Annotated in this window: 20 protein-coding genes; 11 read left to right on the top strand and 9 right to left on the bottom strand. The window is 56.5% G+C overall.

Features of this window, described 5'->3' with window-relative positions:
• Nucleotides 1-12 precede the first annotated feature (12 nt).
• The 3 genes from KUF54_RS06630 to KUF54_RS06620 all read right to left on the bottom strand — a co-directional run bounded on the left by KUF54_RS06630 (nt 13) and on the right by KUF54_RS06620 (nt 2,950).
• Nucleotides 13-1,014 (bottom strand): sulfate ABC transporter substrate-binding protein, encoded by a 1,002-nt coding sequence (locus KUF54_RS06630; protein ID WP_219345855.1) that lies wholly within the window; start codon nt 1,012-1,014, stop codon nt 13-15.
• A 211-nt stretch (nt 1,015-1,225) separates the two neighbouring features.
• Nucleotides 1,226-1,819, bottom strand: a complete 594-nt coding sequence (locus KUF54_RS06625) for an alpha/beta hydrolase (RefSeq protein ID WP_219345854.1) — start codon at nt 1,817-1,819, stop codon at nt 1,226-1,228.
• A gap of 180 nt (nt 1,820-1,999) precedes the next feature.
• Complete coding sequence (locus KUF54_RS06620) at nt 2,000-2,950, bottom strand: LysR family transcriptional regulator (RefSeq protein ID WP_219345853.1); 951 nt, start codon at nt 2,948-2,950, stop codon at nt 2,000-2,002.
• Nucleotides 2,951-3,152: 202 nt separating this feature from the next.
• Between KUF54_RS06620 and KUF54_RS06615 the strand changes: the two genes are divergently transcribed.
• The 8 genes from KUF54_RS06615 to KUF54_RS06580 all read left to right on the top strand — a co-directional run bounded on the left by KUF54_RS06615 (nt 3,153) and on the right by KUF54_RS06580 (nt 10,567).
• Nucleotides 3,153-3,755 carry an FMN-dependent NADH-azoreductase gene (locus KUF54_RS06615; RefSeq protein ID WP_219345852.1) on the top strand — a complete coding sequence of 201 codons (603 nt, stop codon included), beginning with the start codon at nt 3,153-3,155 and terminating at the stop codon, nt 3,753-3,755.
• Nucleotides 3,756-3,978: 223 nt separating this feature from the next.
• On the top strand, nt 3,979-4,422 hold the full coding sequence (locus KUF54_RS06610; RefSeq protein ID WP_219345851.1) for a hypothetical protein: 444 nt from the start codon (nt 3,979-3,981) through the stop codon (nt 4,420-4,422).
• A gap of 752 nt (nt 4,423-5,174) precedes the next feature.
• Nucleotides 5,175-5,894, top strand: coding sequence for an energy-coupling factor ABC transporter ATP-binding protein (locus tag KUF54_RS06605; protein ID WP_255576342.1), 720 nt, complete (start codon nt 5,175-5,177; stop codon nt 5,892-5,894).
• On the top strand, nt 5,887-6,480 hold the full coding sequence (locus tag KUF54_RS06600; RefSeq protein ID WP_219345849.1) for an energy-coupling factor transporter transmembrane protein EcfT: 594 nt from the start codon (nt 5,887-5,889) through the stop codon (nt 6,478-6,480). The genes KUF54_RS06605 and KUF54_RS06600 overlap by 8 nt, the downstream gene beginning before the upstream one ends.
• 17 nt (nt 6,481-6,497) lie before the next feature.
• A complete protein-coding gene (locus tag KUF54_RS06595) occupies nt 6,498-7,091 on the top strand; it encodes a biotin transporter BioY (RefSeq protein ID WP_219345848.1) in 594 nt (197 codons plus the stop codon).
• Entirely contained in the window at nt 7,088-8,572 is a 1,485-nt protein-coding gene (locus tag KUF54_RS06590; protein WP_255576341.1) for an AMP-binding protein, read from the top strand. The genes KUF54_RS06595 and KUF54_RS06590 overlap by 4 nt, the downstream gene beginning before the upstream one ends.
• Before the next feature lie 11 nt (nt 8,573-8,583).
• Nucleotides 8,584-9,840 (top strand): thiolase family protein, encoded by a 1,257-nt coding sequence (locus KUF54_RS06585; RefSeq protein WP_219345847.1) that lies wholly within the window; start codon nt 8,584-8,586, stop codon nt 9,838-9,840.
• A 22-nt stretch (nt 9,841-9,862) separates the two neighbouring features.
• Nucleotides 9,863-10,567, top strand: a complete 705-nt coding sequence (locus KUF54_RS06580; RefSeq protein WP_255576340.1) for a nitroreductase — start codon at nt 9,863-9,865, stop codon at nt 10,565-10,567.
• A gap of 249 nt (nt 10,568-10,816) precedes the next feature.
• Here KUF54_RS06580 and KUF54_RS06575 read toward each other — a convergent pair whose 3' ends face one another.
• The 4 genes from KUF54_RS06575 to KUF54_RS06560 form a co-directional block, all read right to left on the bottom strand.
• Complete coding sequence (locus KUF54_RS06575; protein ID WP_219345846.1) at nt 10,817-11,617, bottom strand: MetQ/NlpA family ABC transporter substrate-binding protein; 801 nt, start codon at nt 11,615-11,617, stop codon at nt 10,817-10,819.
• A 226-nt stretch (nt 11,618-11,843) separates the two neighbouring features.
• Nucleotides 11,844-12,152, bottom strand: coding sequence for a single-stranded DNA-binding protein (locus tag KUF54_RS06570; RefSeq protein WP_219345845.1), 309 nt, complete (start codon nt 12,150-12,152; stop codon nt 11,844-11,846).
• A gap of 141 nt (nt 12,153-12,293) precedes the next feature.
• The gene (locus tag KUF54_RS06565; protein ID WP_219345844.1) at nt 12,294-12,959 is read right to left on the bottom strand and encodes a methionine ABC transporter permease; all 666 of its coding nucleotides are present in this window, start codon (nt 12,957-12,959) and stop codon (nt 12,294-12,296) included.
• A gap of 5 nt (nt 12,960-12,964) precedes the next feature.
• Entirely contained in the window at nt 12,965-14,011 is a 1,047-nt protein-coding gene (locus KUF54_RS06560; protein ID WP_219345843.1) for a methionine ABC transporter ATP-binding protein, read from the bottom strand.
• Between the two features lie 329 nt (nt 14,012-14,340).
• Between KUF54_RS06560 and KUF54_RS06555 the strand changes: the two genes are divergently transcribed.
• A complete protein-coding gene (locus KUF54_RS06555) occupies nt 14,341-14,739 on the top strand; it encodes a hypothetical protein (RefSeq protein ID WP_219345842.1) in 399 nt (132 codons plus the stop codon).
• A gap of 137 nt (nt 14,740-14,876) precedes the next feature.
• On the opposite strand, the gene KUF54_RS06550 is transcribed toward KUF54_RS06555, so the two are convergent.
• Nucleotides 14,877-15,467, bottom strand: coding sequence for a superoxide dismutase (locus KUF54_RS06550; RefSeq protein WP_219345841.1), 591 nt, complete (start codon nt 15,465-15,467; stop codon nt 14,877-14,879).
• A 352-nt stretch (nt 15,468-15,819) separates the two neighbouring features.
• Nucleotides 15,820-17,166, bottom strand: a complete 1,347-nt coding sequence (gene xseA / locus KUF54_RS06545) for an exodeoxyribonuclease VII large subunit (RefSeq protein ID WP_219345840.1) — start codon at nt 17,164-17,166, stop codon at nt 15,820-15,822.
• 359 nt (nt 17,167-17,525) lie between these two features.
• Here xseA and KUF54_RS06540 point away from each other — a divergent pair, with 359 nt between their 5' ends.
• Both KUF54_RS06540 and KUF54_RS06535 read left to right on the top strand, forming a co-directional pair.
• A complete protein-coding gene (locus KUF54_RS06540; RefSeq protein WP_219345839.1) occupies nt 17,526-18,158 on the top strand; it encodes a MotA/TolQ/ExbB proton channel family protein in 633 nt (210 codons plus the stop codon).
• A gap of 27 nt (nt 18,159-18,185) precedes the next feature.
• Complete coding sequence (locus KUF54_RS06535; RefSeq protein WP_219345838.1) at nt 18,186-18,617, top strand: biopolymer transporter ExbD; 432 nt, start codon at nt 18,186-18,188, stop codon at nt 18,615-18,617.
• Nucleotides 18,618-18,644 lie beyond the last annotated feature (27 nt).

Raw genomic sequence — 18,644 nt, 5'->3', positions numbered from 1 at the left:
TGGGTCAGCTCTTTAGTTGCCTGGGCTGTAGAGTTTGTCAAACTGACCGCCATCATTGAAGTGCACTTTTTGCGCTTCAGTCAGAGAGCCAAAGTACTTGGCCACGGTGAACTGCTTGATGGGTTTGAACTGAGTGGCGTACTTTTTGAGCACGGCTTCAGAGCGTGGGCGAATTGCGTGTTTGGCCGCAATTTCCTGAGCTTCGTCGGAGTACAGCCATTGCAGATAGTCGGTTGCCAGTTGGGTCGTGCCCTTTTTGGCAGTAGTGCGCTCGACCACAGCCACCGGGTTTTCAGCTACAACGCTCACGGATGGGTAAACCGCATCCACCTTGCCTTGGCCAAAATCGCGGTCCACGGACACGACTTCAGATTCAAACGTAATCAATACATCGCCAATATTGCGCTGCAAGAAAATGCTGGTTGCGTCGCGCCCGCCCTTGCCTAGCACGGGCACGTTTTTGTAGAGCTTTTGCACAAACTCAGCGGCTTGCGCATCGGTGCCGCCCTTTTCGCGGACCGAACCCCAAGCGGCGAGATATGCGTAGCGGCCATTGCCACCGGTCTTGGGGTTGACGACCACGACCTTCACGTCAGGGCGAATCAGGTCAGACCAGTCTTTGATGTTCTTGGGGTTGCCGTTGCGCACCAAGAACAACATGGTCGAGGTGGTGGGCGATGCGTCGTGGGCAAACTTCTTGTTCCAGTCCTTGGCGACCACGCCGTTTTGGGCCAGAAAGTCTACGTCGGTGGTTGTGTTGAAGGTCACTACATCAGCAGCCAGACCGTCGTTCACTGCGCGCGCTTGCGAGCTGGAGCCGCCGTGCGACTGATCGACCTTGATGTCCACGCCCTTGGTCTTCTTGTAATGAGCGATGAAAGCTGCGTTGTAGTCCTTGTAGAACTCACGCGCCACGTCGTAAGAGGCATTGAGCAACTGAGTCTGTGCCGATGCCATACCGGCAGTGGCAAGAGCAATCGAAGCCAGCAATGTTTTGAGCTTTAAGGAGTGCATGCTTCGCAGCCTTTCTAACGCTGTGTATGAAGATGTAGGCATTGTGCGAACAAGCTCTTAAAACTCAAACGAATATATTCTTCTTTGTTTTTCTGTAATTTGATATATAGAAAATTTCAAGCATCAATTAATGCATGAAATTAGCTCAATGTCCTTATATATCAAGGACATTCAGCTATCAAAATAATTGACGCTTAGGGTGCGCTTAGCCTCAGGCAGCCAGCGCCGGTTTCAAGTCTTCCCCTGAAGAGTGGGGAAAATCGCCCTGCCAACTGCCTACATGCATCAAGGATTGAAGCAATGCTAGGCCCAGAGGCCACGCGCCGTAGCCCGACTCGATGTTGATGTGGCCTGCGTTTTGCAGTCGCACCAGCTCACTGCCCCAAGCTCTTGCATAAGCACCAGCACGGCGTATGGGGCAAAACGGGTCGTTGCTACTGGCCACCAACACGCTGCGATACGGCAGGGGTGCATAAGGCACGGGCGCAAAATCTGCCAGCTGAGCGCGGCGCTCAGGGTCTGCCGGGGCTACCAATAAAGCGCCATGTACACGGGCTGCGGCGGCTTCGCCTAAATGCGCTGTCGTAATGCAGCCAAGACTGTGAGCCACAATCACCGCAGGGCGCTCATCGGCCAGTAGCACCTTCTCCAGCTCGCCCACCCATGCATCACAGTGCGGCACCAGCCAGTCTTGCTGCTCTACACGTACAGCACCGGGCAATTGCTCTGCCCATAGGCTTTGCCAGTGGCCGGGGCCTGAGTTGCGCCAGCCTGGCACGATCACGATTCGAAATGGGGATTGCATTGAGCCTCCTGCGGTCTGAGAGCGCATTGAGGCTGTATACGAAAAAGTATACAAAAGGACCAAACGCTCTTGATCTGCTTACATGAGGCGCATTGTGGGCAGTCAGCCCACAAATCCCAACGAATGATTTGTTGTTACCTTATACGCAGAAGCTAATGCCATTTAAATAGCTTTGAAGGTTCAGCCCTCTTCGTTAACGTCCACCCCAGTCAGCGTCTTTTGCAGCGCCGAGATGCGACTACCCGTGAGATGCTCACCCAAAAAGTCCAGAAAATGCCGCACTGCTGGTGCTAGTCCGCGTCGTGATGGAAAGATGGCGTGAACAATGCCCAAGGGCGGCGCCCATTGCGGCAGCAGCTGCACCAAGCTCCCTTGGGTCAATTCGTCATGGCACATGTAGTCAGGCAGCCAGCACATGCCGCTGCCGGCAAGCACCGCAAACTTAAGTGTCAGCAAATCATCCACCACATAACGCGGCTGCAGTTGCAAGCGGTGCTCTTTGCCCTCGGGCCCCACCAGCAGCAAGGTGGATTGGCCATCAACAGCCGACATCGCCAAGCTATCGAGCAGCTGTAAATCTTCCAACGATCTGGGCGTGCCTTGGCGCTGCAGCAGATCTGGGCTGGCTACCAAAATCTGACGCGAGCTATCTAGCCGCTTAACCACCATAGAGCCGCTATCGTCCAGATTACCGCGCACACGCAGCGCTACATCAACCCCCTCTTCCACCAAGTTCACAGGGCGGTTGGTGACCTGCATCTCTACATGCACCAGCGGGCATTGTTTGAGGAAGTCAGGAATCAACTCACCCAGCACCGTCTGCGCCAACGTCACTGGGCAAGTGACGCGAATCGTGCCACGTGGCTCCGTTTGCACCTCAGCCACGGCATCAGATGCGGCCAACGCCGCATCGCGCATGGCTTGACCATGGCGCAAAAAGGTCTCACCCACCTGCGTCAAAGAGAGTTTGCGGGTGGTGCGCTGCAGCAGCCTCACACCCAAATGCGTTTCCAGCTCCGCCACACGGCGCGAGAGGCGGGACTTGGGAATGCCTAGCGCCCGCCCTGCCGAGGCAAAGCCACCGCGCTCGACCACTTCGACGAAATACAGCATGTCATTGAGATCCACCATGCACACATCCTTGGGCTCGATTGAAAGAGATTGAGTTCATATTTAGAACGATCAATCGCATTTTTGCAGGCTTATCGGCCACTCTCTTCAAAATTACAATCAAATTCAGAAAATTTCGAAACGCAACGCTGCTTTTCCGCAGCTCAGCAACACATCTGCTCTGGGCAGAACTTATTCTCCAACCAACTGGATCGATACTTATATGCAAATCCTGCACATTGACTCCGCCATCACTGGCTCCAGCTCTGTCACTCGCGAACTGACGGCCGATATTGTCTCCAGCCTCAAGCAAGCCAATGCACAGGCCAAGGTGGACTACCTCGATCTGGCTGTCAACGCTCCTAGCCACTTAAGCGCACAGTCGCTGGGCTTTCGCACCGGCCAAGAAGCGACGACAGAAGTTGAGCGTCAAGAAAACGCCTTGACCGCCGCCCTGCTCAAGCAGTTCATGGCCGCTGATGTCATCGTTGTGGGCGCACCTTTTTACAACTTCACCATTCCTAGCCAACTCAAGGCATGGTTAGATCGTGTCGCCCAAGCTGGTCACACCTTCAAGTACACCGCCACAGGCCCCGTCGGCCTAGCTGGTAACAAAAAGGTCATCGTTGCCTCCGCTCGCGGCGGCGCTTACTTCACCAGCGAAATCGGCCAAGCCATGGAACATCAAGAAAGCTATTTGCGAGTGATGTTCGGCTTTATGGGTATTACTGACTTCAGCATCGTGCGCGCTGAAGGCGTGGCCATGGGCCCAGAAGCCAAAGCTGCCGCAATGCAAGCAGCCAAAGAGCAAATCGCAGCCGTCTAATACTGATAGCTGCCCCACAAAAAGCCGGAGCGCGTTTAAAACGCTCCGGCTTTTTTTCACTTTAAATTGATGCGCAAAGTAAAGGCATACAACCATCAAGAAGCGATCAATTCGTAATAAATGCCGCTATGACAGGTTGGGATGACTGTTTTTTGTTACTCTAAAAACAGTTAGATAATTTTTAGCTCAGAGATTACTTCGCTAATCTTGGGCTGCACATTTCATGTCCATTCATCGCCCCACCCCTGCCGCTCGTCAAAATTCAGTTCCGCGTTCTGATGTCAATTACGTTTTTACGGCTATCGCTGTATTTTTGCTTGCATCCCTAATCTTAGGTACTGTCGCCTATCAGTACTCTCAATATGCAGACAAGCAAGAGCAGGCCCGCACCGAGCGCCAAGCCTATAAGCGCTACAACGATTACCTAAAGTCAACGCAGCAAGCATCACCAGAGCAAACTCCTGCCGTCGCGCAAGACCCTGCGCCTGCCCAAGCCGTTCAAGAGGCACAGGCCGAAGCAACGCCGCCCCAGCCGAGCATGACTGAAAAGCTGCTGACGCACCCCGCCGTGACCCCCGGCCCCGGCTTTAACGCCCCCGGCGTGCAAGAAACTGGCGTAGCAATCATCGATGCGATGGGCAGCGCACAGGCAAATAGCAAGCATTAAGTAAGAGCCGCTAACAAAACCCTTGATACGTCGTTGATTAGCCTTGTCGTAAGTATGTACTGCCTGCTGCTTCGCGCCTCGTCTCAATCGCAAATCTTCGATTTGCTCAGTTGTGTTAGCCCCTCTAAAGAGCTTGAGTCATGAGGCTGGAGTCCAGGGAGTCTCTTTTCGCCCTCAAACTGGCTTAAGTGAAATTTTTTTCGCACTCATTTTTTGCCCCGCGCACGGTAAAAAATCAGCTTTCTAGTGCGAAATCAGGCATTTGAGTGCTGCCTTGCAAGCTGCTCTAGCTAATTTGCGCAACAACACCCGTCAAAACACCGGCAACGACGGACAAACTCCGTGATCACCCCATTCGCATATCCAAAAGTTAAGCGACATTGCGTGACGAAGAGAACAAATTGCAAGCGTGTAAAAAACTCTCACGCCATCTTTGCTACATCTACCCATCAACGGCAGCCAAACCACGGTCAAATCGCTGCCAAATTTCTTCCCTCATGCACTTGAAGTGAAGAAGTCATTTCTTATAGGAAATTCATATAAATAGCGCGCAAGTTACGAGCTTTTGAAAGCACGCTTGCAGGACTAGAATCCGCCTGCATTGCAAGCCTGAATCCATCTTGGCGATTCAGGGCCAAGGTTTCGCTCGCTAGCCCGCTTCCTATGTTCAGCTTTCATCTTCACGGTATCCATCAAGCCGCGCCTCTCGCCACCTCCCACTCACAGCCGGGAGCCAGGGCATGAGCGGCCATATGCAATTGATCGATATCCGCTTGCAGCGCGGCCAGACCACCGTGTTTGACAGGCTCAATCTGAAGATGCAAGAAAAGCGCATCGGCGTCATTGGCAATAACGGCGCGGGCAAGTCCAGCCTGTTTCGCTTGCTGTGCGGGCTTGAAGCTCCGCAATCCGGTCAGGTGCTGGTGAATGACGAAGCACTGCTTGAGGCGCGCCAAAACAACCCCGGCCTCGTAGGACTGATGTTTCAGAACCCCGATGACCAAATCATTTTCCCCACGGTGGAGGAAGATTTGGCGCTAGGCCTGCGCCCCCAAGGGCTGAACAAGCAACAAGCCAAAGCCCGCGCCCGCGAATTTTTGGCCCAGCGCGGCTTGCTGCACTGGGCCGATCGGGCCATCAGCAGCCTGAGCCAAGGCCAGCGCCAGCAGGTCTGCTGGCTGTCGCTGCTGATTGCATCGCCCCAAGTGCTGCTGCTCGATGAGCCTTTTGCCAGCTTGGACTTGCCCGGCCAAGCGCGCCTTGCCCGCGACATTGCTGCTGCGCCGCAGCAAATTTTGCTCTCCACCCATGTGCTTGAGCATGTGCACGACTTTGAGCGTGTGATTTGGCTGGAACAAGGCCAGTTGCGCGGCGACGGCCCCGGGCGTGAGGTTTGCAGCGCATATCAGGCCGCCGTGGCGCAGGAGATATCTGCCGAACAAACCAACGCAAGCAAAGTGCCACATGGGTAGCCTCTACAGCGAATACACCACGTGGCTGCACCGCTGGCCAGCCGGGCTCAAGCTCTTGCTGCTGGCGGTCTTCGGCACGCTATTATTTTTAACAAGCTCCTCCTTATGGTTAGCTGGCTGCGGGGCGTTTTGCGTGATTTTTTGGCTGTCGCTAGGCCCCGCCACGCAAGTGGCGCGCAAGCTTATGCACTCGGTCATCATCGCCGCGCTTTTGGTGGCGGGTTTTCATGCCTTCATGGGCAACTACAACCTTGCCACGGTGAGCGCACTGCGGCTGATTTGCGCATCGGCTTTAGGCATTGCGCTGACCATCACCACACGACCCAGCGACTTGGTAGAGGTGCTGGAATGGCTACTCTCGCCACTGGCCAAGCTCGGTATACCCACAGAGCGCATCGCCATGCAAATTGCGCTGATGCTGCGCTTTACCGAGCACTTTTTTGTGCAATGGAAAAAGCTCGACGATGCCTACCGCTTGCGCACCGGTAAAAGCGGAGGCCTGCGCTTGATTGCGCCGCTGACGATTCATATGCTGCAGGCCACGCGCCGCGTTGCTGATGCTCTATGGGCAAGGCTAGGGTTTTAAAACTGATCGGAGACATGATGGGCCAGACTTCCTCACACACCGTATCGCGCCAAGGCGCACGTTCCATGGCTCAGGTCTCGCTGTTCGCAGCGCTGATGGCTGTGCTGGGGCTGATTCCCAAGATCGATTTGCCCTTGGGTGTGCCAATCACCATCCAGTCACTGGGCGTGATGCTGGCTGGCGTCATGCTCGGGCCGTGGCGCGGTCTGCAATCCATGCTGCTGTTTCTCGCCGCCGTGGCCGTGGGCTTACCGCTGCTTTCTGGCGGGCGCGGCGGCATTGGTGCTTTTCTCGCGCCTTCAGCCGGTTATTTGCTAGGCTTTGCACTGGCTGCATGCATTACCGGTGCGGTGATGGCGGCCTTACCCCAGAGCACACCGCGCCGCACGGCCATCAGCGCCTTCATCGCCTCTTTGCTCGGCGGCCTGCTGTGCATGCATGCCTCTGGCGTTTTAGGGCTGATGCTGCTGGCCAATATGAGCCTGGCCCAAGCCTTCAAAGTAACGCTGGTCTTTGTGCCCGGCGACATCATCAAGTGCATTCTTTGCGCCATCATCGTGCATACCGTGGCTCGCGGCATGCCTGACTGGCGCTTTGGCGGGCGTCGATGAACAAAGGCGATGTGAGTGCTTTGCCTGCTTGCGCTCCTTTGCAAGACTTCTGGCAACTGGTACACGGCCCGCTGGCGCATTGGGCCCAGAACCGCCCTGATGTAGTTGCCCTTGAGAGCGAAGCCGGCACGCTCACTTTTGCTCAGCTGCATACCGCCGTAGAACAGCAATCCGCCCAACTGCAAGCCCAGCGCGCAGCGCAAATACGGCTGCTAGACACTAAACAATCAACGCTCATGCAGTTGGTGGATTTTCTCGCCACCATTTACAGCGGCCGCTGCGCAGCCATTGCCGACCCAGATTGGCAAGCCACCGTGCGCCAGCGCATTGAAAGCTGGCTACCCAATACGCCTTGCGAGCTAAGCACATCAGCAGCCAACACGCCTTTTTACGTTGGCTTTACCTCGGGCAGCACAGGCCTGCCCAAAGGCTTTAAGCGCCACCACCAGTCGTGGACAGAGAGCTTTCGCGTAGGCCTGAAAGACTTTGGCCCTGTGGTAGCCCAGCGCACGCTGGCACCGGGGCGCATCTCGCACTCGCTGTTTTTGTTTGGCGCCCTGCAGGGCATCTGGTATGGCGTGGGCGCGGTCATGCAAGAGCGCTTTTCTGCGGCCCGCTGTCTGAGCACGATGGCCCAAGGCCATACGCCCTGCCTCATCACCGTACCCAGCCAGTTGCTGCTGATGCTGCAATGGGCCGAGCACCGCAAGCTGCCCCCTATCCCCGAGATCGAGCTCATCACCATCAGCGGCGCACGCTGGATGCGCGCCCACACGCCCGCGCTGCGCGCCCTATTCCCCAAAGCTCGCATCATTGAGTTCTACGGCGCATCAGAGGCCAGCTTTGTGTCGTGGATGGATGCCGATGAAACCTGCAGCCCGAATGCCGTGGGCAGGCCATTCAGCAATGTCGAGCTACAGATCCGAGCTGATGAAGTCGATAGTGCCAACATGTCCAACCCATCATCGGACGGCCTGATCTACATCCGCAGCCCCATGCTGTTCATGGACTATGTGGGCGACGCCCATGACCCCACCGCCGTGCTGCGCGATGGAGACTGGCTATCTGTGCGCGACATGGGCCATATCGACGAGAGCGGCATGCTGTGCTTGGCGGGCAGGCAAAGCCGCATGATCGTCACGCAAGGCAAAAACCTGTTTCCCGAAGAGCTTGAAAACCTGCTGACCGAGCACCCGCACATCGCCCATGCCTCGGTACAAGGCTGCCCCGATACACTGCGCGGTATGCAAGTGCAGGCCGTGCTGCAATGGCGAGCGGATATGCCCGAGCCACGCCCCAGCGCACTGGCATTGAGCCAATGGCTGCGCGAGCGCACCCAAACCTTCAAGCTGCCGCGTCAATGGTGGGTTTGCAAAGACTGGCCTTACACCGCCAGCGGCAAAACTGACCACGGCAAACTGGGCTTGGCGCTGCAAACCACACGCAGCGATTTGCCTGAACTTCAGCCCTTGCAGGCCTGAAACCGATGCTCATGCACGAACACAAGCAAGTACACAAGCACACGCCCATCATCGCTTGGTCGCGCAGCCCGGTCGCGCCTGTGGGCGGCGCGCTCAGCCACTTGCAAGCCCATGAAATAGCCGCGCCCGTGCTGCAAGCTTTGCTGGCGCAAACCGGCCTGCCTGCCCAAGCGGTAGATGCTGTGGTGCTGGGCAACGCAATGGGCGCTGGTGGCAACCCCGCCCGCCTGCTGGCTCTAGCCGCAGGCCTGCCCGACAGCTGCGCGGCGCACAGCGTGGATACGCAATGCTGCTCAGGCTTAGACGCTATTGCCATGGCTGTGGGCTTGCTTCAATCGGGCCAAGCCGAGGTGGTGATTGCCGGCGGCGCCGAGGCGTGGAGCCGCGCCCCCATTCGCCAGATGCGGCCCACGCACGCGAGCGATGCCCCGCAAAGCTACGAGCGCCCAGCCTTCGCCCCAGACCCAGCGCGTGACCCCGACATGCTGCAATCTGCCGCCAACTACGCACAGCAGCATGGCTACAGCCGTAGCCAGCAAGAACAATATGCGCTACTCAGCCACGCACGGGCCGCAGCTGGGCAAGCCAGCCTGAGTGCAGAAATCACCGCCGTTGCGGGTCTGGCTCACGACACGTATCCGCGCACCATCACGCCCGAACGTGCAGCGCGTATGCCAGCAGTCGCGGTGGCTGAAGTTAGCCACGCCAATCAAGCCGACCTTAATGCCCACGCCCTCAGCGCCTTAACGGTGTCTGCCAAGGCTGACGGCGCTGCCCTGATCTTGCTGGCCACTCCCGAGGCTTGCACCCGCTGGAACTTTCAAGCCCGCGCCCTGTGGTTGGCCAGCGCATCCATTGGCGCAGCACCTGAAACGCCGCTACTGGCAGCTATTGATGCCGCGCACTTAGTGCTCAAACGCGCAGCGAAAGTACTGCCAATGACAGCGCTCTCAAAACAAGAGCTACCAGCCCATACCCTATCTGCACTAGAGCTGCATGACGCCTTTGCCGTGCAAGGCTTGGCCTTTTGCCAGGCACTAGGCCTTACGCCTGTGCAAATCAACACACAGGGCGGCGGTCTGGCGCGCGGCCACCCCATCGGTGCATCGGGCGCTATTGCCTTGGTGCGATGCTTGGCACGGCTTCAAAGCAGTGCCAAATCTGATTCAAAAAAACAGTCTTTAGGCATGGCCGCCATTGCCGGCGCGGGCGGCATTGGCGCTGCCACGCTGGTGCAGTGGCTTGGCGGAAACCCTTTAACGCTTTAATCAATTTGATAGCTGCAAGTCCATGCACGACCTTGACAAGACCGAGAATTCATCCAAAAACACGGCCATGCTGAGTCTCATGCAGCAGCGCCGCTCTACCCGTGCATTTTTGCCAGACCCTGTGCCCGATGCACTGCTTGAACAACTGCTAAGCACCGCCCGCCAAGCCCCCAGCGGCGGCAACCTGCAGCCCGGCCAAATCATTGCTGTGCGCGGCGCTGTGCGTGAGCAACTGAGCATAGCTCTGCTACATGACGTTAAAAATCAAGTGCCGGAGTGTGAGGACTATGCCTACTTCCCTCGCCCCATGCCCATGCAGCTGCGCAAGCGCCAAGTCGCCTCAGCCCAGGCGCTGTACGGCGCTCTAGGCGTAACCCGCGATGATCGCGCCGGGCGCGAGGCGCAGTTTGCGCGCAACTACCAGTTCTTTGATGCGCCCGTGGCGCTGGTCATCACCATCGACTCTCACTACGGCCCCGGCGGCTATATGGATCTGGGCATGACGCTCTACGGCCTGCAACTCGCTGCCGCCGCCATGGGCTTGGGCAGCTGCGCCATAGGGGCGCTGGCCTCCTACCCTGCCACCGTGCGCCGCGTACTGGGCTTGCCCGAGCACAAACACATCGTCTGCGGCATGGCGCTAGGCTGGGCCGATGATGCAGCCCCCGTCAACCAGACGCAAACTACCCGCGCGCAGCTGGGTGAGTGGTTTCAAGTCATGGAATAGCAACAAAAACAATACCGGCCAGCGCAGCAATTCAAAGGTTTTCCATCCAAGAGACTTGGAAACCAATCTCCAGCAAGCGCAAACAGCTATGCATAAAAAAGTGCTGCAAGTGCAGCGCTTTAGCTAAATGCCCGCCAATCAGGCATGCCCCAACAAAGAGGCGCCCAGCAAGAGCCGCCTCGCGGCGATGGCGCCGTCCCCCTGTTTCCTGTTCAAGGGGAAGGCGCAAAGCGCCTCAGGGGGGAGTTATCAGAACGCCGGGAATACTGATCCCTTGAATTCCTTATCAATAAACTGACGCACTTCTTCCGAGTGATAAGACTTGATCAGCTGCGCCACCCAAGGCTGACTCTTGTCTGCTTCGCGCACGGCCATGATGTTCACGTAGGGGTTCTGGGCCGACTCCAGCGCAATCGCATCCTTCTTAGGGTTCAAGCCCGCAGCAATGGCGAAGTTGGTGTTGACAGTAGAGGCATCCAAGTCGTCCAGCGAGCGCGGCAGTTGGGCTGCATCCAGTTCGATGAATTTGAGCTTCTTGGGGTTGGAGACCACATCCAAAGGCGTGGACTTCAGGCCTGCACCGTCTTTGAGTTTGATCAAGCCCTGGCTCTGCAGCAACAGCAAAGCACGGCCACCATTGGTGGGGTCGTTAGGCAAGCCAAACTTGGCGCCTGTGGGCAGCTCAGCCAAGGTTTTGATCTTCTTGGAGTAGATGCCGATGGGGAAATTCACGGTATCTGCTACGGCCGTGATTTTGTAGCCACGGTCTTTGATCTGCGCATCCAGATAAGGGCGGTGCTGGTAGCTGTTGGCATCCAGATCGCCTGAAGACAGCGCCGCATTGGGCTGAACGTAATCGCCAAACTCCACAATCTTGAGGTTCAGGCCATTTTTGACCGCAACCTTTTTGACCACTTCCATAATCTGAGCATGAGGGCCAGCCGTCACACCGATTTTGATGGTTTTGTCCTGAGCCTGAGCCGCAAAGCCCAGTGTGGCAGCCGCAGCCACTGCCAAAGTGGTGCGCAAAAGCGAGCGCTTGTTCAGCATAAAAGTCCTTGAGCCAAAAAATTGAATGACACTGACTGTAGCGCCTGTTTCGACCATTAAAAGCCAGCGCTTTAGACAGATTGCTCACTTGCAAACTACATATTGGTAGGTAGGCCACTCAAAGCATGTTGAGGACCTCAGGCAAGCACAAAAAGGCAAGGTACAAAAAAGCCCACTACAAAACAGTAGCGGGCTTTTTGCTGAGTGCGGTGCGCTGAGCAGCGTCTTAAAGGTCTGACAAAGTAGGTGCTGCCAGCACCTGCTGGGCCACCACGTCGAGCACGGCGTGCGACTCGTCTTGGCGGTCAATCCAGACCTTGGGGGTAAAGGTGCCGCGCAATGCAATAGCGTCCCCCTCTGCGAGGCTGCGCAGCACGGCGCAGGGTGCATTGTCAAAAGCGACGATATTCACAGGAATCGAGGTGCCGTCTCCAGCATTAGCTCGCATGCGGCCAACCATATAGGGGCGGCGGTTGCGGTCTACGCGACTCTCAGGAACTCCGGTCAATCGGCCGGTAATCAAACCATCCATCATTTGCTGTTATCTATCCAAAAAAAATCATGGCCACTCTTTTTCAAAGCGACCTTTTAAAAAAAGTTTGAGCTTGCATTCTAGGGGCTGAGCAGCCAAGCTGACCCTGCCCCTTTCTTAAAATTTGGTAATGATCTCGATAGCTTAGCGATGGCTCAGACGGCGCACCGCCCAGTCACCCAAGCTTTGAATAATCTGCACAAAGAAGATCAAAATCACCACCACAACCAGCATCACATCGGGCAAGAAGCGCTGGTAGCCGTAACGAATACCCAAGTCACCCAAGCCGCCACCGCCAATGGCTCCCGCCATGGCCGAATAACCTGTCAAGCTCACAAAGCTGATGGTCAGGCCCGCGACGATGCCGGGCAGCGCCTCAGGCAGCAAAACCTTCCAAACAATCTGAGTGGTGCTCGCGCCCATGGACTGGGCCGCTTCGATCAGGCCACCATCGACTTCACGCAATGCGGTTTCCACCAAACGCGCCACAAAAGGTGCGGCGGCAATGGTCAAAGGCACGACCGCAGCCCAAGTGCCGATGGACGAACCGGTGATAAAGCGCGTAAGCGGAATGATCGCCACCAGCAAGATGATGAAAGGCGTGGAGCGCAGCGCGTTCACAATCCAGCCGACGGTCTTGTTGGCCGGGCCGTTTTGCAAAATGCCGCCATGATCGGTGAGGCGCAAAAATACGCCCAGAGGAATACCAATCAGCCCGCCAATCAGGCCTGAGACGCCGACCATGAACAGCGTCTCCCAAAAGGAATCCAGCAGCAGCTGGAGCATCATTTCCGAAAAATTCTCAAACATCGCTCTTAGTCCTTGCTGGGCACAATTTCCACCTGCACGCCGCTGGCGCGCAAATGGGTCACGGCTGCATCAATCTTGCTGCTCTCACCGCTGGCATAAACGGCCAGCGAGCCAAAAGTCTGCTCCTGAATCTCATCGATCTGGCCATGCAGAATCGACAAATCCAGACCCAGCTCACGAATCAGATGCGACAAGATGGGCTGATAAGCGCTCTCACCCGCATACGACAAACGCAGCAACTGACCACGCTGGCCGGGCTGCAACTGGGCGGCCAAAGCCGTCACGCGGTTCATCACGGACTCGGGCAGTTGCTGGGGCACGATTTCGTCAATCAAGCTCTTGGTAATGGCTTGCTGCGGGCGGGTGAACACGTCAATGACGGGGCCTAGCTCGGCAATTTCGCCGCCGTCGATGACAGCCACGCGATCCGCGATCTGCTTAATGACCTGCATCTGGTGGGTAATCAAGACCACGGTCACGCCCAACTCGCGATTGACCTTGCGCAGCAAATCAAGAATGGAGCGCGTGGTTTCAGGATCCAGCGCTGAAGTGGCTTCATCGCTGAGCAAAACCTTGGGGTTGCTGGCCAGCGCACGGGCAATGCCCACGCGCTGCTTTTGGCCGCCGGAGATCTGCGCGGGGTAGCGATCTGAGAGGTGATCCAAGCCCACCAACTCCAGCAGCGGCGTCACGCGCTGAGAGATTTCGCCCTCGCTCATGCCCGCCAGCTCAAGCGGCAGGGCCACGTTGTCAAACACCGTGCGCGATGAAAGCAAGTTGAAGTGTTGAAACACCATGCCAATGTCGCGTCGCGCGGCGCGCAAGTCGGCATTGGACAGTTTCATCAAATCGCGGCCATGCACCACAACGCTGCCTGCGGTGGGGCGGTTGAGCAAATTCAGGCAGCGCACCAGCGAGCTTTTGCCCGCACCAGAGCGGCCAATAATGCCAAACACCTCGCCCGAGGCAATTTCTAAGTTGATGTCACGCAAGGCGTGCACCGGGCCCTTGGAGCCTTGGTAGGTCAGGGATAAATCCCGAATTTCTATCATGAAAAATATCGCGTAGTCCGCATCAACAATGCGGCAGTCGCTATAAAAAAGTGATTGGTTTCATCCCGCCCGCAGAGCTGGTCTAGGCAAGCACCGCGAGCTTTCATTTTGATAGCAGCAAGCGGTTCAAAGCCTGCCTACTTTCGTAGTAACCCTCAATGATGCCTGAGTCTGGGCAACCTCAGACCCATCGGGGCAAGTGATGCTACGTAGTACTCAAGCAATGTTCAGGCACTTCTTGGGCGTCAATAAGGTGCAATCACGGGCACAACGCCATAGTCAAACGCCGGCCCTGCCCTTAGCATGACAACTGCTTAATTGTTTCGCCCATGCCGCCCAACTTCCCTATTCGCGTTGAATGCCCGCCCAATGTCTGCACCTGCCAGCGCGATTTGCTGCAGAGCACGCCAGACGCGGACTTGCGCATTTTGATGCTGACCCGTGAGCAGGAGAAAAAGCTATTAGAACGTCTGGAGCGTATCAGCAGCCTTGCCGACCTTGAGCATCTGCTGCAACGCATAGAGCAGCAACTGGGGGTTGTTATTGCGCTAGCCCCCGGCAATAACGAAGTGCGCACCATGCGCGGCATTCAGATTCATTTGTCCGAGATGCCCGGCCTTTGTCGTAAGACCCGTCAAAGCATTCCAGCGGCCATTCGCAAAGGTCTTGAGCGCCAGCCTGAAATCGCTTGGGCGCTGCTGGATGCACATGATTTGTTTGGCATGTAAGCCTTTTCATTCATCTCTTGACATCTCTTGACATCGCTTAGCAGGAACAAAAAAACCTCCTTAATGGAGGTTTTTGAGCAATCAGGCCGCCAGCATTAGCCAGCGTCCTGATGGTGCCTAGGCACACCTAATACATCTTAGGCGGCGAAGTTGGCTTCAGCAAACTTCCAGTTCACCAGCTTTTCGAGGAAAGTCTCGACAAACTTTGGACGTGCATTGCGGTAGTCGATGTAGTAGGCGTGTTCCCACACGTCCACAGTCAGCAAAGCCTTGTCAGCTGTGGTCAGGGGGGTGCCAGCAGCGCCCATGTTGACGATGTCCACGGAGCCATCAGCCTTCTTGACCAACCATGTCCAGCCGGAGCCGAAGTTGCCCACTGCAGAAGCCACGAAAGCCTTCTTGAAGTCAGCGTAGGAGCCCCACTTCTTGTTGATGGCATCAGCCAGTGCGCCTGTAGGCTCAGCACCGCCACCGTTAGGAGTCATGCAGTTCCAGAAGAATGTGTGGTTCCAGATTTGAGCAGCTTGGTTGTAGATGCCGCCGGAAGACTTCTTGATGACTTCTTCCAGATCCATGTTTTCAAACTCTGTGCCCACTTGCAGCTCGTTGAGCTTGACCACATACGCGTTGTGGTGCTTGCCGTGGTGATATTCCAGAGTTTCTTGGCTGTAACCGAACGGAGCCAGTGCGTCGATAGCAAAAGGCAGGGGGGGCAGAGTGCGTTCCATGATGATTTCCTCGTGGTTGAAATTTTTTTGTACCACCCTGCACCGGGATGCTGGCGTGGTGAGCGTTGTGCGAGCCAGAGCGGCTTGCACATTGCTGTACTAGAGCCCTCAAGTATTGCACTAACCGAGACATTGTAGGAAGAACTTAGCCGCTCAGCGCCCTTCATCAAGACTATTCGGCGCAGGACTTAGGCATTCCATGAAGTGGCCCTGCCATCCTTGGCTTGGCCGCACTTGAACGCTCTAGCCTACGCTCTTACCTTAGCCCTGAGCTTTGTACTTACCTGCATCAGCGGCCGCCGCGCACAGGCGTAAAGGCGTAAACGCGCCCGGATACGGCTGCGCGCCATGTTTAAAGCAGCCGCGGATGAGTGACAATCACATCCACAGCGCCATCCGACAACTGTGCCTTCAGAGCTGCCCCCGGCTTTGCCTGCTTGATATGGGTAACCGGCTTGCCCTTGTCGTCCGTGAGCAAGGCATAGCCACGCTGCAGCACCAAGCGCGGGTCTAGCAATTGCAAGCGCAGGTCCATGCGGTCGAGCTTGTTTTTTTGCTGCTCCAGGCTGCGCTGCAAAATATTAGGTAAATTGGCCTGTAGTCCTTGATGGTTCTGAACTAGGCGCTGCATTTTTAAGAGCATGGCATGGCGCAAGCGCTGTGCCTGCCTTGCCAAATGCAGATGGTTACGGCCCAGTTGCTCGCTAGGCCTGCCCAGTCGCCCGGCCGCCAAGTCCAGCCGCTGGGCCTGCCTATCCAGTAAGCGATGCACGGCGTTGTCCAGCCGGTCTTGCATCAAGTCCAGAGCTCCAAGCCACACCTCTCGCGGCTGGGCGACCAGCTCTGCTGCCGCTGTGGGCGTGGGCGCACGCAGATCGGCGCAGAAGTCGGCAATGGTGAAGTCTGTCTCGTGCCCCACCCCACTAATCAGCGGCACCGGGCTTTGCACAATGGTGCGAGCCACCTGCTCGTCGTTAAAGGCCCAGAGGTCTTCCAAAGAGCCACCGCCGCGCACCAGCAAAATGGTGTCGATGATAGGTTGGTGTGATTTTTTGGCACTCAAATCACCTTCTAGTCCTTGACCCTCTTGGACTAGTTGATACATTTTTAATAGCGCCTGAACTATGGATTGTGGCGCTTGCACGCCCTGTACCAGCGCTGGCGCAATCACCACGGGGATATGCGGGACGCGGCGGCGCAGTGCAGTCACCACATCGTGCAAAGCTGCTGCGCCCAGCGAAGTGACTACGCCAATGCCGCGTGGCAAGGTGGCTAGCTGGCGCTTGCGGGCTTGCTCAAACAGGCCTTCAGATTCGAGCTTGGCTTTAAGGCGCAGAAACTGCTCAAACAAAGCACCCTGCCCGGCGCGCTGCATACCCTCCACCACCAGCTGCAGATCGCCGCGCTGCTCATATACACCTAGCCGACCACGCACTTCAACCATGTCCCCATCGCGCGGCGAAAAGCCGACCTGCTCGGCAGAGCGGCGAAACATGGCACAGCGAATCTGACCGCTCGCGTCTTTGAGGTTGAAGTAGCAGTGCCCGCTGGCTGCACGCGAAAAACCGCTTAACTCGCCACGCACCGCAACGGGGTTAAATCGGGCCTGCAACGCATCACCAATGGCGTGGCATAGCGCACCAACATCCCACACATGCGGCGCAGCAGCTGGACTTTGACTTTCAAACATTGAATTCATGCAGTTTTAAAGAGTTTTGTCAGCTCGGAATTTTCCACAGAAGCAAGCACTCAGTCACGGCGCCGGACACAGTTACATCTTCCACAAGAAAAACCTCTGATTGAAATTCAAGTGATTGATTTTTCGACATGATTACTCGTCAACCAACACCTCAATGCTGTAACAAGTTACGATCAAAATCGCCACGAGAAAGTTGCCTGATTAAAAGATCACATAGTTATCCACATTTTTGGTGCTGCGGATGATGCGCAGTAAATGCAAACACGCCGTGAACGCTCGCATAAATACGGATCAGGCCTGTGTTTCTGTGGGTCATAATTGACGACTGCCATTTCCGAACAAGACGAGGGAGAGCAACGTTGCTGTCGATCATACAAGCCGCAGGATGGCCAATTTGGCCTTTGATTGCCTGCTCAATTCTGGCTTTGGCCCTGATTTTTGAACGCTTTATTTCTTTGAAATCCAACAAGGTCGCCCCGGCGAACTTGCTCAATGAGGCCATCACCGTATCTGCCAAAAGCCTGCCCAGTGCAGAAACCACCAAACAACTGGCCCAAAGCTCGGTGTTGGGTGAAGTTCTGGCAACCGGCCTGAGCACACTTCAAGCCCACCCCGATAGCAGCGAAGAAGCTCTGCGCTCGGCCATGGAGGGCGCAGGCCGCGCCGCCGCCCACAAGCTGGAAAAGTATTTGAGCGCATTGGCCACCATCGCCTCGGCTGCGCCACTGCTGGGCCTGCTTGGCACCGTCATCGGCATGATCGAGATTTTTGGCGCTCAGCCCGGCGCTAGCGCTGGTACGGGCGATCCTGCGCAGCTTGCGCACGGCATCTCGATTGCGCTGTACAACACCGCATTCGGCCTGATTGTGGCGATTCCCGCCCTCATCTTCTGGCGCTATTTCCGCGCTCGTGTGGATGCGTATCTGCTGGGCATGGAGCTGGCTTCCGAACGATTTGTGCGCCATCTAGTGCGAGTGATCTCGGTCAAATAAAAGCAATAAAGCAAACGCCTCTACACCATGAACTTTCGTCCTCGCCACCGCGATGAACCTGAGATCAACCTGATCCCCTTCATCGACGTGCTGCTGGTGGTGCTGATCTTTTTGATGCTCTCCACCACTTACAGCAAGTTCACCGAGCTGCAACTGACCTTGCCCGTGGCCGATGCAGAGCAGCAACGCGATCACCCCAAAGAAATCATTGTTGCTGTGGCCAGCGATGGCCGCTACTCCGTTAACAAGCAAGCCGTGGATGACCGCAGCGTCACCGCCGTCACCGCTGCGCTTTCAGGCGCGGCAGCCGCCGGCAAAGACAGTGTGGTCATCATCAGCGCCGACGCCAACGCACCCCACCAATCCGTGGTGACGGTGATGGAAGCCGCACGCCATGCAGGCCTGTCGCAAATCACTTTTGCCACACAGAGAGCTAGCGGTTCTGGCAGCGCACGCTAATCGCGGCTTAGAGCCATCATCAAGAAC

The sequence above is a fragment of the Comamonas sp. Y33R10-2 genome (assembly GCF_019355935.1).
Lineage (GTDB): Bacteria > Pseudomonadota > Gammaproteobacteria > Burkholderiales > Burkholderiaceae_C > Comamonas.
Note: the sequence above shows the minus strand (reverse complement) of the source record. Positions and strands in the feature narration are given on the sequence as shown.

Bases quoted from the DNA above. Each gene is read 5' to 3' on its own strand.
- KUF54_RS06630 (WP_219345855.1), bottom strand. From the start codon at position 1,014: ATGCACTCCTTAAAGCTCAAAACATTGCTGGCTTCGATTGCTCTTGCC.
- KUF54_RS06615 (WP_219345852.1), top strand. From the start codon at position 3,153: ATGCAAATCCTGCACATTGACTCCGCCATCACTGGCTCCAGCTCTGTC.
- KUF54_RS06570 (WP_219345845.1), bottom strand. From the start codon at position 12,152: ATGATGGATGGTTTGATTACCGGCCGATTGACCGGAGTTCCTGAGAGT.
- KUF54_RS06600 (WP_219345849.1), top strand. From the start codon at position 5,887: ATGGGTAGCCTCTACAGCGAATACACCACGTGGCTGCACCGCTGGCCA.
- KUF54_RS06560 (WP_219345843.1), bottom strand. From the start codon at position 14,011: ATGATAGAAATTCGGGATTTATCCCTGACCTACCAAGGCTCCAAGGGC.
- xseA (WP_219345840.1), bottom strand. From the start codon at position 17,166: ATGAATTCAATGTTTGAAAGTCAAAGTCCAGCTGCTGCGCCGCATGTG.
- KUF54_RS06605 (WP_255576342.1), top strand. From the start codon at position 5,175: ATGCAATTGATCGATATCCGCTTGCAGCGCGGCCAGACCACCGTGTTT.
- KUF54_RS06550 (WP_219345841.1), bottom strand. From the start codon at position 15,467: ATGGAACGCACTCTGCCCCCCCTGCCTTTTGCTATCGACGCACTGGCT.
- KUF54_RS06585 (WP_219345847.1), top strand. From the start codon at position 8,584: ATGCACGAACACAAGCAAGTACACAAGCACACGCCCATCATCGCTTGG.
- KUF54_RS06535 (WP_219345838.1), top strand. From the start codon at position 18,186: ATGAACTTTCGTCCTCGCCACCGCGATGAACCTGAGATCAACCTGATC.
- KUF54_RS06590 (WP_255576341.1), top strand. From the start codon at position 7,088: ATGAACAAAGGCGATGTGAGTGCTTTGCCTGCTTGCGCTCCTTTGCAA.
- KUF54_RS06595 (WP_219345848.1), top strand. From the start codon at position 6,498: ATGGGCCAGACTTCCTCACACACCGTATCGCGCCAAGGCGCACGTTCC.
- KUF54_RS06565 (WP_219345844.1), bottom strand. From the start codon at position 12,959: ATGTTTGAGAATTTTTCGGAAATGATGCTCCAGCTGCTGCTGGATTCC.
- KUF54_RS06575 (WP_219345846.1), bottom strand. From the start codon at position 11,617: ATGCTGAACAAGCGCTCGCTTTTGCGCACCACTTTGGCAGTGGCTGCG.
- KUF54_RS06625 (WP_219345854.1), bottom strand. From the start codon at position 1,819: ATGCAATCCCCATTTCGAATCGTGATCGTGCCAGGCTGGCGCAACTCA.
- KUF54_RS06620 (WP_219345853.1), bottom strand. From the start codon at position 2,950: ATGGTGGATCTCAATGACATGCTGTATTTCGTCGAAGTGGTCGAGCGC.
- KUF54_RS06610 (WP_219345851.1), top strand. From the start codon at position 3,979: ATGTCCATTCATCGCCCCACCCCTGCCGCTCGTCAAAATTCAGTTCCG.
- KUF54_RS06580 (WP_255576340.1), top strand. From the start codon at position 9,863: ATGCACGACCTTGACAAGACCGAGAATTCATCCAAAAACACGGCCATG.
- KUF54_RS06555 (WP_219345842.1), top strand. From the start codon at position 14,341: ATGCCGCCCAACTTCCCTATTCGCGTTGAATGCCCGCCCAATGTCTGC.